This is a genomic window from Pseudomonas syringae group sp. J248-6 (assembly GCF_032586995.1).
GTDB classification, from domain to species: Bacteria; Pseudomonadota; Gammaproteobacteria; order Pseudomonadales; family Pseudomonadaceae; genus Aquipseudomonas; species Aquipseudomonas amygdali.
The window spans coordinates 241,789-255,272 of sequence record NZ_JAWHOP010000001.1 but is presented as its reverse complement, the minus strand read 5'-3'; the positions used below and the strand labels follow the sequence as shown (position 1 = coordinate 255,272).

Below are 13,484 nucleotides of genomic sequence, written 5' to 3'. Positions count from 1 at the left end.
TTTTCTTTGTAATGAGAAAGACCAAAATACCCGCAGTCTTGTCTATTCATCGTCCTTGAGCCTCGTAGGGTGATGAACGCCATCACCTTCCGTGCGCACAGCCCGTATTACTGAATGCCGATGAGCAGCCCTGGCTGTTCCATCAGGAGAGCACCATGCATCGAAAATCAATTTGCGCAGCACTGGCCATCCTGTCCGCCGCCACACTCACCACCTCCCTGGCCTACGGCGCGACCATCACCGGGCTCCCTGCAAGCGCCCCTGCCGACAGACCGGTAGGCAAGCTTGAACAGGTGCATGCCTTTTACGATGCGATGCCTACCGGTGTGACAGTTACTGAAGCCGGGCGAATTTTCGTCAACTTCCCTCGTTGGGGCGACAAGGTGCCTTTTACGGTGGGCGAGATTCGTGATGGCAAAGTGGTTGCCTACCCGGATCTGGCGGTCAACCGCGAGAATCCGAATGACCCCGGCGACGGGCTGATCAGCGTGCAGAGTGTGGTGGCCGACGGCAAAGGACGCGTCTGGCTTCTGGACACTGCCGCACCGCAGTTTGCTGCTCCGCGTCCGGGTGGTGCCAAGCTGGTTGCGGTAGACCTGGCCACCAACCGAATCGTCAAGCGGCTGGTGTTTCCGGATAACGTCATATTGCCCAGCACTTATGTCAACGATATGCGCTTCGACTTCCGCAAAGGATCGCAGGGGACTGTCTATGTGACTGACTCTTCGGTAAGCGGTCCGGGTGCAATCATTGTCATGGACATTGCCAGTGGGCATGCCGTACGGCGCCTGAGCGGCGCGAAGTCGACGTCTGCCGACCCGGCTTTCGTGCCCGTGGTCGAGGGCGTGCCGGTGCTGGGTGATGGCCCGGACGGATCGCGCAAACCGGTTCACGTAGCCGCAGACGGCATTGCGCTGTCGGCCGATGGCAAAACGCTTTATTTCTCGCCACTGTCCAGCCGCCACCTGTACTCCGTCGCTACCGAGCTGTTGAACGACAGCGGTGTAAGTGAGCAGCAACTGGCCGCGGCTGTTGAGGACCTCGGTGAAAAGGGCGCCTCCGATGGTCTTGAGGCTGATGCAGACGGTGCTGTGTATGCAGGTGACTACGAGCACAATGCAATTCGCAAACGCCTGCCGAGCGGTGTATGGCAAACCGTGGCGCACGATCCTCGCATGCTGTGGCCTGATACGTTGTCTATCGGTCCGGATGGCTACCTGTATTTCATCGTCAACCAATTGCACCGTCAGGCCGGTTTCAATTCGGGCCACGACAAGCGTGCAAAACCTTATAGCCTGCTACGCGTGAAAGTCGACGCTGCGCCTGCACCCACTCATTGATCGAATTGAATACCGGAGCATTGATAATGAATACACCTGCAAAGCCGTTGGCCTTGATCGCCGTTCTGAAAGCCGTTGTGGGCAAAGAGTCCGCATTGAAAGAAGCATTATCAGCACTGGTGGAACCGTCCCGATCAGAGCCGGGCAATATCGAGTACACACTGTTCGAGGCGCGCGATGAGCACGGCACGTTTTACATGCGTGAATGCTTCAAGGATCAGGCAGCACTGGATGCGCACGTTGCCACGCCGCATTACCAACAGTTTGCAGCTGCAAGCGGCGAGTGGCTGGCAGAGCCACCGCAGCTGATATTTCTGGATCAGGTGTCTGGCTGATCTGGATAAGGGGCTCGGCACGTTCGAGCCCCTGTACGGCTACCCCAAACACGCTCTAACCCATGATGGGCACCCTCTCTCAAGAGACAGGTATCATCATCCGTCATTGATCAAGGCAGACAATACCCCGGACATCACTATTATCAGTTGAATGCCTAGCAATACTGTCAGCCACTTCGGGCCTCTGCGAATAAACCAGTAGGCTGCATTGAGCACTGTCGAGATCAGGTTGGCGAACCACAGCACAGTAATCGCCAGCACTTTCTTCACCTGAAACCAGTCACTTTGCAGGCTTAGGAAAAAGAGGGCGAAACCGATGCCGATCACAACAACTGCGATGGACGCAAAACCGATGTATCTGCTTCGATAGAACGAGCTGAAAGGCATGCCCGTCTGGTTTTCCATTACGGGGTAAAGGTCTGCTGGTGTGTCATTGAAGTTCGGATGAGTTGCTTTTAACGGCGTAGCGGGGCCACCGATGACTTCAGGCTTGCCAGGATCGGTTTCAACAACCAGTAAGACAGTGGGGCGGTCGTGGTCGGTGGGGGGGTTCGGGATCTTTTTATCCATTGTTTTCGCTTCCTCTGCAAGGTGCAAAGGTTATAACGAATGTTGTGACCAGCACGAGCGCTTGTGCACGCCGTCAACCAACCCTCAGGCAGCAGATACACCCCGTATCTGCCACCCACTCGGGTTTTAAAAGATATTGATCGGATAGCTGACAATGATCCGGTGCTCATCGGCATCACGCTGGCTGGCAAACTCGGTACGAAGTTGCGCATGGCGCAGTGCAACGCTGAGGTTTTTCGCCGGGCCGGACTGCACCACGTAACTCAGGGTCACGTTGCGTTCCCATTCCTTCTTGTCGCCGTCGGATGTCTGGATGTTCGAACCGCTTTCATACATGGCCAGGAAGTTCAGCCCGGGAACGCCAAGCCTGGCGAAGTCATAGCCGTAACGGACCTGCCAGGTGCGTTCTCCGGCGCGCTGGAACTTGCCGATCATGGATTCGGTCATGAAGTAAGCGGTTGATCCATCGCCCTGATTCAACCATACCGCGTCGCTGTCACCGGTCACTGCCTGATAACCGGCAGCCAAGGTATGACCGTCGATGAGGTAGGTGAACTGAGCGCTGGACAGGCGGCTGTCGACTTCACCCTTGGTAACGCCGTTACCGTAATAACCCACCGTGTAGAACGATGGATCGTGACCGTTGGCGCCGTCCGAGCGGTTGTCGAAGTGGCGCAGGTCGGTGCGCAGGGTGCCCGGACCGAGTTGCATGTCGTATTTCAGTCCGAGAAAGTTCTGTTTGTAGAAGTTTTCCAGGTTGCCGTAGTAATACTGCAAGGTCAGGTCTTTGGTCGGTTTGTAATCGACGCCTGCGTAGTAGAACTTGTTGACGAATTCGCCGGTCAGCGGGTTATTGGCACCCGGAATCGACATGCCCATCTGGTTGGTCGAACCGCGGCCCATTACATGTTCCAGTTGCCCGGCAGTGAAGGTGAAATCACTCAGGTCTTTCGACTGGATCTGCCCGCCGCGAAAAGTCTGTTGCAGCATGCGATCAGTGGACATGACCACCGGAAGCATCGGCACCAGCGTGCCGTACTTCAACTCGGTTTTTGAAACGCGTGCCTTGAGCGTCGCGCCCAGGCTGCTGAACTCATCGACCGCGCGGCCGTCGCTGTCAGTCGGGAATATGTTGCCATTGAATGCGGTACTTTGCGGGTTGTAGTGGCGGCCCTTGCCCGAGTCCAGACGAATGCCCAACTGGCCCAGCGCATCGACACCAAAGCCGACGGTGCCGGGCGTGTAGCCGGACTGGTAGTTGAGCATGAAGCCCTGGCCCCACTCCTGCGTGTAGTTCGGGTCAGCAGCACCGCTGCGGTTGTCTGCGTTGCTGAAGAAGTTGCGCGCCAGAATGCTGGCCTTGCTGTCTTCCAGAAAACCTTCGCCGAAGCTCTGCTGCGCGATCAGCAGGCCACAAAAGCCCGCAACGAAAGGGGTGGCGCGATTGATACGCTCCATCGGGTTCATCCTCATGCTGTCATTAAGTGTTGTGAGAGGCAGGGTCGGGCGGCAGTCAGGTTTCTTGTTGTTTTAAGAGGCGTGTTTTGCAGCTGAATCCGTTTCAGGTGTCGTTGTGCGAGGCGCTTGATACAGCGCGACGCGAGGTAAACGGCAAAGAACCACCAGTGCGAGTACGCCCAGTGCGGCGCAGATCAACAGCCCCGTACCGACTGCATGGGCGAGGGCAGTGCGAGCCAGCTGCAACGTGGTGTCGATATCTGTGGGCATGTGCTGCAGCAGGACCTGAGGGTCGGCCAGACGCGCTAGTGCCTGCATCTGGCCTGCCGAGGCCAGTGCATGTTGCAGATTGGCGACGTACAGCAACTTGACCAGCACACCCATTGCGGCAGTGCCCAGCAAGCCGCCAACCAGTCGCAACGATTGAGTGAGTGCTGTGGCGATACCGAGAAACTGCCGCTCGGCAAGCGTCTGGGTGAATACAGTGAGGTTGAGCAGAATGAACCCCAGACCCAGCCCCGCCAGCAGAATCAGACCCAGCAAGGTCGTGAAGCCGGCGTGCAGTCCGACCAGTGCCAACGTGATGCAGGCAATCGACAAGGCAATGAATCCGCCAATCGGTAACCAGTTGGGGTTTGCCAGGCGCGTGACGATGCGACTGTTGACGATTGCGCCCAGAGTGATACTCAGGGCCAGTGGTGTCAGCAGCAGCCCGGCGTCCTGCGGCGAGTAGCCGTAGCTGCCCTGCAACAGCAGCGGCAGGTAGAACAGCAGGGTGAACATGATCGCACCGGCCAGCAGCGACATGATGAACAGCAGGCGGATGCTGCGATTGGCAAACAGCCCGGCCGGCAGCAAGGCAAATGCGCAACGGCGCTCCCTGAACCAAAGTCCGGTCATGGCAATAACGGTGATAGCGCCGCACAGCAGGCTGATCGCCAGAGAGCGCTGACCGAGCCATTCAACGAACAATTGCAGGCTGCCCAGGCTCAGGACAATCAACACTGCGCCGATCCAGTCGAGCCTGATCGCACCGGCTGTTGGCGGGCGATACCAGGGTAAAAAGCGCCAGGCAAAAAACAACGCAATCACGCCCAGCGGCAGGTTCAGCCAGAACACCGAACGCCAGCCGAACTCGCCGGACAGGTAACCGCCCAACCCTGGGCCGATGGCATTGACCACGCTGAACATGGCACTCAGCAGCACCTGCCAGCGCAGCCGCTGACGGGTGTCGGGAAACAGCTCCGGCACACAGGCAAATGCCGTACCGATCAGCATCCCGCCACCGACGCCTTGCAGCGCCCGGCCAATGACCAGCACCAACATGCTGTCGGCCAGCGCGCAGACCAGCGAAGCGAGGGTGAAAATGACCGTGGCGGCCAGCACGAATGGTTTGCGCCCGTAGAAATCGCCCAGTCGGCCAAAGATCGGAATGGTCACAATGGACGCCAGCAGGTAGCCGGTGGCGACCCAGGCATACAGCTCGAAACCATCGAGTTCCGCGACGATGCTTGGCAATGCGTTGCCGATCACCGTCTGGTCGAGTGCGGACAGCATCAGCACCAGTGAAATGCCGAGCATGGCCAGCAGGGCCTGTCTGAAGGTCAGGGCCGGGTGGCTCGGCGTGGTCATGGCGAGGCGCTCAGCGCAACGCAGCGACAGCAGTCGCAATGCGTGTGCAACCGGTTTCAAGGGTTTCCAGGGCAGTCGCCGTGGACATCCGAAAAAACGGTGCCAGGCCATACGCAGTGCCTGCGACAACCGCCACGCCTTGGCTCTCCAGCAGGTACAGGACCACATCGGTGTCGGCTTCCAGTACCGAGCCTGACGGGGTGGTTTTGCCGATCAGCGCTACGCAATTGACGTAGAGATAAAACGCGCCTTGTGGCTGGATGCAACTCAGGCCGTCAATTGCGTTGATCAACTCCAGGCAGCGGTCGCGGCGCTGTTTGTAGACCTTGACGCTCTCGCCGACAAACGACTGGTCGCCATTGAGGGCCGCCACTGCGGCGGCCTGGCTCACCGAGCAGGCGTTGCTGGTGGATTGCGATTGCAGGGTGGCCATTGCGTTGATGATATCGCTGGGGCCTGCGGCATAGCCGATGCGCCAACCGGTCATGGCGTAGGTTTTCGATACGCCGTTGATGATCAGCACACGCTCGCGCAGCGCCGGTTCGACAGTCAGCAGATGGCTGAGCGGGGTGTCGTCATAGCGAATGTGCTCGTAAATATCATCGGTCATGACCAGCACGTTCGGGTAGTCGAGCAGCACGTCGGCCAGTGCCCGCCATTCAGTTGCGCTGTAGGTAGCGCCGGTCGGATTGCTCGGCGAATTGAGCAGCAGCCAGCGGGTACGCGGCGTGATTGCGTGGCGTAGTTGCTCGGCGGTGAGCTTGAACTGATTGTCTTCGGGGCACGGTAAGGTCACCGGGCGACCATCGCAGGCCAGCACCATGTCCGGGTACGACACCCAGTACGGCGCGGGGATCAGCACTTCGTCGTCAATGCCCAGCGTCGCTGCGAAGGCATTGAAGATCGCAGCCTTGGCACCGCTGGTGACTACGATCTGGCCGGGGGCGTAGGTCAGGCCGTTTTCGCGCTGGAGTTTGGCCACAATCGCGTCGCGCAGCGCTGCAGTACCCGCATTGAGCGTGTAGCGGGTTTCACCGTTTTCGATGGCGGCAGAGGCGGCCTGACGAATGTGGGCAGGCGTATCGAAGTCGGGTTCGCCAACCACCAGATTGATGATCGACTTGCCTGCGCGCCGCAGTTCATTGGCCCGATCGGCAGCAGCGCTGCTGGGCGATGGTTTGATGCGGAGCACGCGGGCAGCGATGCGAGATGCGGTCACGTTGGCATTCCTCGTTGATGGCCTTGACGGGGAATACGTTACGAGCCTGCAGACGGCAGGCCATAAGACGAGTTTGTTCTGGGTTGATAGGCAGCGCTTATGACCGCAGATGAACCAATGCTGCACCAAAAGCGGGCGAGCAATGCCTGCGGGGGCATTCGTGCGTTGCGAACACGCTCTGCAGTTGCTGACATAGCAATTGCTTATGTCTGGTTTTTTCAGAGCTGGCCTGTGTCTTGCTGAAGCATCGGGGTCGTGACTCTGGAGTGCAGCACCTTGAACCTTCGCCGCTTGAAATACTTTGTGAAAATTGTCGACATCGGCAGCCTGACCCAGGCCGCCGATGTACTGCACATCGCGCAACCTGCGTTAAGCCAGCAACTGGTGACGCTGGAAGCCGAGTTGCAGCAGCAGTTGCTGATCCGCACCAAGCGCGGCGTTACCCCGACCGAGGCGGGCAAGGTTTTGTATGGCCATGCTCAGGTCATCCTGCGTCAGTGCGAGCAGGCGCAAAGTGATGTCAACGCCAGCGGCCTGGCGTTGTCGGGGCCGGTGTCGGTAGGGCTGGCCCCGGGCACTGCTGCGTCAACCTTGTCGCTGCCGTTGCTCAAACGGGTGCGCGAGCGTCATCCGGGCATTCTGCTGTACCTCAACGAGAACTTTGGCACCACGCTGAGCGAACTGATCATGAACGGGCGCATGGACATGGCCGTTCTTTATGGCGGGCGCGAGGTGCATGGCCTGAGTTTTGTGCCGTTGATTCGCGAGCAACTGTATCTGGTCAGCGCCCAGGACACGCTTCAGGGCTGCGAGGAAATAGCGCTCGCCGAGCTGGCCGATATCGACCTGCTGTTACCGCGCACCTACAACACCATCCGCCGTCTGGTGGACGAGGCATTTGTGCGCATCGAGCGCAGTGCCCGGGTGGTGGCAGAAGTCGAATCATCGACGACTCTGGCCGCCGCAGTGGCGGATCGATTCGGCTCGACCATTCTTCCCGAGTCGGCTGCGCGGGTGCTCGCCGATACGCATGCGGTCAACCTGAGCCGGATCATCGAACCCGAGATCGAAGCGCCGCTGGCCCTGTGCCTGTCAGGCCACTTGCCGCTTTCGGTTCCGGCCCAGGCGGTCAAGGCCATCCTTCTGGAGCTGGTCGCAGAGATGCGCGGCAATCGCCGTACACAGTAATCCCGGCGTCATAAGGGGTGCTTATCACCCCACAGTCAAACCGTCTTGGCGGTCGAAAACCGCTCTCGTTACATTGCCCTCAGCCACATTTCTTTTGCCAGGCAAGGGCTCTTGCATGAAACCGGAACGTATCAAAGCACTTATCGACCTGATGGCCGAATCGGACCTGAGTGAACTCAGCCTGTGTGAAGGCGATACGCAGTTGCGTTTGCTGCGTGAGTCGGTTCAGGCCGCCAGCGGCGTCAGTCTCTCTGCATCGAAGTCGCTGAAAGCGCCTGCAAGCCAAGCTGTTTCTTCCCCTCAGGCAAGTGCAACTACCGATGCGCAAGCGGCACAGGCCTGCGCCTCGCTGTACGGGGTCTTGCACCTGACCCCGGCGCCCGACCAGCCACCCTTTGTTGAAGTCGGCACGTCAGTCGACGTGGGGCAGACCCTGGCAGTGGTTGAAGCCATGAAGATGTTTCATCCGGTGACGGCTGAAAACGCAGGGGTAGTGACCGCCATTCTGGTTGCCAATGGCGAAGAAGTTCAGGCCGGACAAGCGCTGTTCAGCATCGGTTGAAGGTCTTGGGTGGCCGTGCGGCTGCCTTCCGGGTTCACAGATCAGGGGTTTTTGATGTTCGATAAAGTGTTGATCGCCAACCGCGGCGAAATTGCCCTGCGTATACAGCGCGCCTGCAAAGGCCTGGGCCTGCGCACGGTGGCGGTCTATTCCGAAGCGGATCGCGATGCCAGCTATGTACGGCAGGCCGATGAGTCACTGTGCATAGGTCCGGCCGCGCCGGGGCAGAGTTATCTGAATCAGGCTGCCGTGCTTTACGCCGCGCAGTTGACCGGCGCTCAGGCTATCCATCCCGGTTACGGGTTTCTGTCTGAAAACGCCGCGTTCGCCGAGCGCATTGAACACGCTGGCCTGACTTTCATCGGCCCCAGTGCCGCCTGCATTCGGGTGATGGGCGACAAGGTCGCGGCCAAGCGAGCAATGCGTGAGGCCGGCGTGCCGTGCGTACCGGGCCCGGACACCAGCATGCCTGCCGATCCGCAAGGCATCCTGAAAATTGCCCGTGACATCGGTTACCCGGTCATCGTCAAGGCCGCTGGCGGTGGCGGCGGACGGGGCATGCGCGTGGTTCAGGAAGAGCAGCAATTGCTCGATGCAATTGCGCTGACCAGCGAAGAAGCCCGCCGGGCCTTCGGTAATCCCGAGTTGTATATCGAGAAGTTTCTGGGTCAGCCTCGCCATGTCGAAATCCAGGTGCTGTGCGATGCCTATGGCAATGCCGTCTGGCTCGGCTCGCGGGATTGCTCGATGCAGCGGCGACATCAGAAGGTGCTTGAAGAGGCGCCTGCACCGGGCATCGCCCCGGCACTCATGGCCGGAGTGGGCGAACGTTGCGCACTGGCCTGCCGGCAGATCGGTTATCAGGGCGTAGGCACGTTCGAATTCCTGTTTGAAAACGACGAGTTCTATTTCATCGAAATGAATACTCGCCTACAGGTCGAGCACCCGGTCACGGAAATGACTTCCGGAATCGACATCGTTCAGCAGCAGATTCGCATGGCCATGGGCGAGCGCCTGAGTTTCAGCCAGGCCGACGTCAGCGTGTCGGGCCACTCGCTGGAATGCCGGATCAACGCCGAGGACCCACGCAGCTTCATGCCGACGCCGGGGCAGGTTACTCGCTGGGAGATTCCAGGTGGTCTTGGCGTACGGGTCGACTCGCATGTGAGCCACGGTTATCGCGTTCCGCCTTATTACGATTCGATGGTGGCGAAAGTCATCACCCACGGTGCCAGTCGCGATGAGGCCTTGGCACGTATGCGCCTGGCGCTGAGCGAAATGCACGTTGAGGGAATCTCTACCAACATCGCGCTGCATCGCGACATTTTGCAGGACCCGGTGTTCTGCAAGGGTGGCATGGACATTCACCACCTGGAGCGCTGGTTACAGACAAGGAGCCAGCCATGACCCTCCAGCAGTTGCCGCCACGAATCACTTTGCTGGGAACCACCGCCTTGCTGTTCGAAGCACCCGGCGAGCTTGAGCTGGCAGCGCAGCAACGCATATGGGCACTGGCCAGCCTGAGCAAAGACTGGCCGCAGGTGCGCGAAGCGGTGCCGGGCATGAACAACCTGATGCTGACCTTCGTAGCGCCGCCACGCGATCTCGCCGGGCTGAAAACCCGCTTGCTGGAGGCCTGGGAGCAATGCCAGCCGCTGCCGTTGCAAGGCCGGATCATCGAATTGCCGGTGGTGTATGGCGGCGACGGCGGACCGCACATGGCCGATGTCATCGCCCATACCGGACTGGACATCGAGACCATCGCCAATCTGCACTGCGAACCGCTTTACCCGGTGTATGCCTTGGGCAGCCACCCCGGCTATTGCTATCTGGGCGGCATGGATCAGCGTCTGGCGACGCCTCGGCGCAAAGTGCCGGTACTCGATATCGGTGCCGGCTCGGTTTCCATCGGCGGCGTGCAGACGGGTATCTCCGCTTCGGCTGGTCCCAGTGGCTGGAACACGATAGGGCGCACGGAAATGGTGTTTTTCGACGCTGATCAGAACCCTCCGGCGCTGTTGCAGCCCGGCGATCAACTGCGCTTGCGTATCGAGAGGATCATTCGATGATCGAAGTTATCAGCGCCACCGCACTGGCGACGGTCCAGGACTTGGGCCGGCATGGCAGCCTGGGCTACGGCGTCGGCACCTCCGGCGCAATGGATACGCTGTCGTTGCGGCTCGGCAATTTGTTGTTGGGCAACGACGAAGACGCGGCAGGCATCGAAATTCCACTGTTCCCGTTCGAAGTGCGTTTTGTCGAGGACTGCACTTTTGCTATCACCGGTGCTGCCTGTTCTGCACGGCTGGATGGCGAGCGACTGCCGGGTAACTGGGTCGCTCAGGCGCGCAAGAATCAGGTGTTGAAGCTGAGTTACCCAACGACGGGCAGTCGCGCCTATTTATGCCTGGCGGGCGGTGTGGATGTGCCGCAGGTATTGGGCTCGCGCAGCACGCAATTGCGCGGTGCATTTGGCGGCTGGCAGGGCCGCGCCTTGCAGCAGGGCGATCTGATTCCTGCCGGTGCGGCGAATCAACCGCGCGCCGGTGATTTTGGTCTGCAATCTGCTGCGGCGGCCTTGCCGTTGATTATCGACGAGCTACCGGCCATACGCGTACTGCCTGCCGCCGAGTTCGACTGCTTCAGCGTTGAAGCCCAACAAACATTTTTTGCCGGCGAATGGAAAATCACCACGCAAAGCAATCGCTACGGTTACCGCATGGAGGGGACGCCCTTGCTGCCACGGGAGGCGCTGGAAATCCGCTCTCACGGCATTGTGCCTGGCGTGATTCAGGTGCCCCACGGCGGCCAGCCGATAGTGCAGATGCGCGATGCCCAGCCCAGCGGCGGCTATCCAAAGTTTGCCACGGTTATCGAAGCCGACCTGTGGCGTCTCGGTCAGGCCCCCATTGGCAGCAAGGTGCGCTTCGTGCAATGCAGTTACAAGGAGGCCGTCGAGGCACTGGACACCAATCACGCCTTCATCGAAGACGCCCGGCGCTTGCTTGCGCTGCGCGGCCTGCAAGGAAATTGCTGATGAACATCAATGAAATTCGCCAACTGGCAGGCTGGATTCGTGATGCCGGGCTCACGGTTCTTGAACTGAAAGGACCAGGGTTCGAGTTGTTGATCCGACGCGGTATACGTGCGGATAGCCATGCATCGCGAGCTGACCTGGACGTCGCAGTCGAACAGCCGCCAGCCACTGCGCTTGTAATAGCTGCGGATAACCCCGGCGTTTTTGTATCGAGACATCCCGACGAAAAAAACAGCTACGTAAAACCCGGCGACACCGTTGCAGCCGGGCAATTGCTGGGCCTGTTGCGCATCGGCCTGCTTTATCTGCCGGTGCGCAGCCAGCAGGCAGGTCGTGTGACGCGTTTCCTGGCTGCCGAGCATGAACGGGTCGGTTACGGCCAGCCGCTGGTAGAACTGGAGGAGTGACACGATGCGCATCGATCTGAACGCCGATCTGGGTGAGGGCTTCGGCCCCTGGACCATGGGTGAGGATGAGGCCCTGATGCAACTGATCTCCTCGGCCAACGTGGCCTGTGGTTTTCATGCCGGTGATCCATTGATCATGAACAACACCGTGCACCGCGCCAAAGCCTTGGGCATCGATCTCGGCGCACATGTCGGTTTTCCTGATCTGCAGGGGTTCGGGCGGCGCAGAATGAACATCGAACTCAACGAGTTGTGCAGCATGGTGTTGTATCAGCTGGGCGCTCTGGCAGGCATTGCAGCCGCTGCCGGTTACCGCGTGACGCACATGAGCTTCCACGGCGCGCTGGGTAATATGGCCGCGGCCGATGCCGAACTGGCCAGGCCGCTGGCCAAGGCGGTCGCCAGTTTCGATGCGCAGATGATCATCAGTTCATCCAGCAGCACGGCCATCGAACAGGCCGCCGAAGCGTGCGGCCTGAGAGTCGCGACCACGTTTCTGGCCGACCGTGCCTACGACGAAAACTGCCTGCTGGTGCCGCGTGGCATTGCCGGGGCGGTGATCAAGGACCCACAGCAGGTCCGCGCCAGGGTTGCGCAACTGTTGCAGGACGGTACGGTTACGACCCTGGGCGGCAAGCGCGTGGCGGTCAATGCCCAATCAATCCTGTTGCATGGCGACACGCCGGGGGCGGTGGAGCTTGCGCGCAGCATTCGCCAGAGCATCGAAGAGCAGGGCGGTGTCATCACCCCGGTTTCACAGCTGCTCGGGTCATAAGCGCAGCTTATTGCCACAAAACCATTGTGTCTTGGTCGCTGCCCATGACGCTCGTTAAAGTCCAGTACAAGGCGATCAGCATTAACAGCCAAGCGGCTGATCGACGCTTATTCAAGGAAACCCCGACATGCCTTTTTCCGATTACAAAACTGCGCTGGTGACCGGCGCTTCTTCCGGCATTGGCGAAGCCGTCGTCGAACGGCTGTGTGCCGAAGGTCTGCAGGTTCATGCGCTGGCGCGCAGTGCAGACAAGCTGGCGGCACTGGCGCAGCGCACCGGCTGCATCGCGCATGCTATCGACGTGACTGATCTGGCCGGTCTGACCGCATTGTTCCAGGCCCATCAGTTCGATGTTGTGGTCAACAATGCCGGAGTCGACCGGCCCGGTTCGCTGCTCAAGGCCGACGCAGAAGGGATTGATCTGCTGGTCGATGTGAATCTGCGCGCGGTATTGCAGATCGCCAGGCTTTCGTTGCCGGGTATGGTCGAGCGTGACAGCGGGCACATCATCAACATCAGCTCGATTGCCGCCGCCTACAACTTCGGCGGCAACTCGACGTACCACGCCACCAAGGCTGCCGTGAGCATGCTTTCTCGCCAGCTACGTATCGATGCGTTCGGCAAGCGCGTGCGGGTGACGGAAATCTGCCCGGGGCGTGTGGCCACGGATATTTTTGCCCATGTGCATGGCGATTCCGAGGAAGTGCGCAAACGCTTCATCGAGGGCTATGAGCTGCCTGTGGCCAAGGACATTGCCGATGCAATCGCCTACGTGATCGCTGCGCCCATCGCGGTCAACATCGGCCATATGGAAATCACCCCTACGCTACAGGTACCCGGCGGGCTGTCGACCGCGCGCCCGCAGGACTATGAAGGCTGAGACTGCGCCTCGCTGCAAGCGCTGTACCCATCACGAGAGCGGCACCAGCCGCCACGCGACACCCGCACCAGTACCCCTGGT

The 13,484-nt window shown here is 59.9% G+C and carries 14 protein-coding genes; 10 read left to right on the top strand and 4 right to left on the bottom strand.

What is annotated here, in order from left to right:
• Positions 1 to 155 precede the first annotated feature (155 nt).
• Both RYC17_RS00660 and RYC17_RS00655 read left to right on the top strand, forming a co-directional pair.
• Entirely contained in the window at positions 156 to 1,340 is a 1,185-nt protein-coding gene (locus tag RYC17_RS00660; protein WP_316902169.1) for an L-dopachrome tautomerase-related protein, read from the top strand.
• 26 nt (positions 1,341 to 1,366) lie between these two features.
• Entirely contained in the window at positions 1,367 to 1,675 is a 309-nt protein-coding gene (locus RYC17_RS00655) for a putative quinol monooxygenase (RefSeq protein WP_122281004.1), read from the top strand.
• Positions 1,676 to 1,771: 96 nt separating this feature from the next.
• On the opposite strand, the gene RYC17_RS00650 is transcribed toward RYC17_RS00655, so the two are convergent.
• From RYC17_RS00650 to RYC17_RS00635, 4 genes are all read right to left on the bottom strand, one after another.
• The gene (locus RYC17_RS00650) at positions 1,772 to 2,245 is read right to left on the bottom strand and encodes a hypothetical protein (RefSeq protein ID WP_316902167.1); all 474 of its coding nucleotides are present in this window, start codon (positions 2,243 to 2,245) and stop codon (positions 1,772 to 1,774) included.
• A 126-nt stretch (positions 2,246 to 2,371) separates the two neighbouring features.
• On the bottom strand, positions 2,372 to 3,703 hold the full coding sequence (locus RYC17_RS00645) for an OprD family porin (RefSeq protein WP_316902165.1): 1,332 nt from the start codon (positions 3,701 to 3,703) through the stop codon (positions 2,372 to 2,374).
• 72 nt (positions 3,704 to 3,775) lie between these two features.
• The gene (locus tag RYC17_RS00640; RefSeq protein WP_316902391.1) at positions 3,776 to 5,374 is read right to left on the bottom strand and encodes an MFS transporter; all 1,599 of its coding nucleotides are present in this window, start codon (positions 5,372 to 5,374) and stop codon (positions 3,776 to 3,778) included.
• Positions 5,346 to 6,554 carry an aspartate transaminase gene (locus RYC17_RS00635; protein WP_316902163.1) on the bottom strand — a complete coding sequence of 403 codons (1,209 nt, stop codon included), beginning with the start codon at positions 6,552 to 6,554 and terminating at the stop codon, positions 5,346 to 5,348. The genes RYC17_RS00640 and RYC17_RS00635 overlap by 29 nt, the downstream gene beginning before the upstream one ends.
• 276 nt (positions 6,555 to 6,830) lie before the next feature.
• Between RYC17_RS00635 and nac the strand changes: the two genes are divergently transcribed.
• The 8 genes from nac (at position 6,831) to RYC17_RS00595 (ending at position 13,403) form a co-directional block, all read left to right on the top strand.
• Complete coding sequence (gene nac / locus RYC17_RS00630) at positions 6,831 to 7,742, top strand: nitrogen assimilation transcriptional regulator NAC (protein ID WP_316902161.1); 912 nt, start codon at positions 6,831 to 6,833, stop codon at positions 7,740 to 7,742.
• Between the two features lie 115 nt (positions 7,743 to 7,857).
• On the top strand, positions 7,858 to 8,304 hold the full coding sequence (locus RYC17_RS00625; protein ID WP_316902159.1) for an acetyl-CoA carboxylase biotin carboxyl carrier protein subunit: 447 nt from the start codon (positions 7,858 to 7,860) through the stop codon (positions 8,302 to 8,304).
• Between the two features lie 54 nt (positions 8,305 to 8,358).
• Positions 8,359 to 9,711 carry an acetyl-CoA carboxylase biotin carboxylase subunit gene (gene accC, locus RYC17_RS00620; protein WP_316902157.1) on the top strand — a complete coding sequence of 451 codons (1,353 nt, stop codon included), beginning with the start codon at positions 8,359 to 8,361 and terminating at the stop codon, positions 9,709 to 9,711.
• Positions 9,708 to 10,373: a 5-oxoprolinase subunit PxpB gene (pxpB, locus tag RYC17_RS00615; protein ID WP_316902155.1), complete on the top strand. Its 666-nt coding sequence runs from the start codon at positions 9,708 to 9,710 to the stop codon at positions 10,371 to 10,373. The genes accC and pxpB overlap by 4 nt, the downstream gene beginning before the upstream one ends.
• Positions 10,370 to 11,341 carry a biotin-dependent carboxyltransferase family protein gene (locus tag RYC17_RS00610; RefSeq protein ID WP_058402881.1) on the top strand — a complete coding sequence of 324 codons (972 nt, stop codon included), beginning with the start codon at positions 10,370 to 10,372 and terminating at the stop codon, positions 11,339 to 11,341. The genes pxpB and RYC17_RS00610 overlap by 4 nt, the downstream gene beginning before the upstream one ends.
• Complete coding sequence (locus tag RYC17_RS00605) at positions 11,341 to 11,748, top strand: biotin/lipoyl-containing protein (RefSeq protein ID WP_058402882.1); 408 nt, start codon at positions 11,341 to 11,343, stop codon at positions 11,746 to 11,748. Before RYC17_RS00610 ends, RYC17_RS00605 begins: the two co-directional genes overlap by 1 nt.
• Before the next feature lie 4 nt (positions 11,749 to 11,752).
• Positions 11,753 to 12,523, top strand: coding sequence for a 5-oxoprolinase subunit PxpA (locus RYC17_RS00600; protein WP_316902152.1), 771 nt, complete (start codon positions 11,753 to 11,755; stop codon positions 12,521 to 12,523).
• A 127-nt stretch (positions 12,524 to 12,650) separates the two neighbouring features.
• Positions 12,651 to 13,403, top strand: coding sequence for an SDR family oxidoreductase (locus RYC17_RS00595; protein WP_005731845.1), 753 nt, complete (start codon positions 12,651 to 12,653; stop codon positions 13,401 to 13,403).
• Positions 13,404 to 13,484 lie beyond the last annotated feature (81 nt).

What these genes read in the sequence shown, in the direction of transcription:
- RYC17_RS00660 (WP_316902169.1), top strand. Translation starts at nt 156, where the DNA reads ATGCATCGAAAATCAATTTGCGCAGCACTGGCCATCCTGTCCGCCGCC.
- RYC17_RS00655 (WP_122281004.1), top strand. Translation starts at nt 1,367, where the DNA reads ATGAATACACCTGCAAAGCCGTTGGCCTTGATCGCCGTTCTGAAAGCC.
- RYC17_RS00650 (WP_316902167.1), bottom strand. Translation starts at nt 2,245, where the DNA reads ATGGATAAAAAGATCCCGAACCCCCCCACCGACCACGACCGCCCCACT.
- RYC17_RS00645 (WP_316902165.1), bottom strand. Translation starts at nt 3,703, where the DNA reads ATGGAGCGTATCAATCGCGCCACCCCTTTCGTTGCGGGCTTTTGTGGC.
- RYC17_RS00625 (WP_316902159.1), top strand. Translation starts at nt 7,858, where the DNA reads ATGAAACCGGAACGTATCAAAGCACTTATCGACCTGATGGCCGAATCG.
- accC (WP_316902157.1), top strand. Translation starts at nt 8,359, where the DNA reads ATGTTCGATAAAGTGTTGATCGCCAACCGCGGCGAAATTGCCCTGCGT.
- pxpB (WP_316902155.1), top strand. Translation starts at nt 9,708, where the DNA reads ATGACCCTCCAGCAGTTGCCGCCACGAATCACTTTGCTGGGAACCACC.
- RYC17_RS00610 (WP_058402881.1), top strand. Translation starts at nt 10,370, where the DNA reads ATGATCGAAGTTATCAGCGCCACCGCACTGGCGACGGTCCAGGACTTG.
- RYC17_RS00605 (WP_058402882.1), top strand. Translation starts at nt 11,341, where the DNA reads ATGAACATCAATGAAATTCGCCAACTGGCAGGCTGGATTCGTGATGCC.
- RYC17_RS00600 (WP_316902152.1), top strand. Translation starts at nt 11,753, where the DNA reads ATGCGCATCGATCTGAACGCCGATCTGGGTGAGGGCTTCGGCCCCTGG.
- RYC17_RS00595 (WP_005731845.1), top strand. Translation starts at nt 12,651, where the DNA reads ATGCCTTTTTCCGATTACAAAACTGCGCTGGTGACCGGCGCTTCTTCC.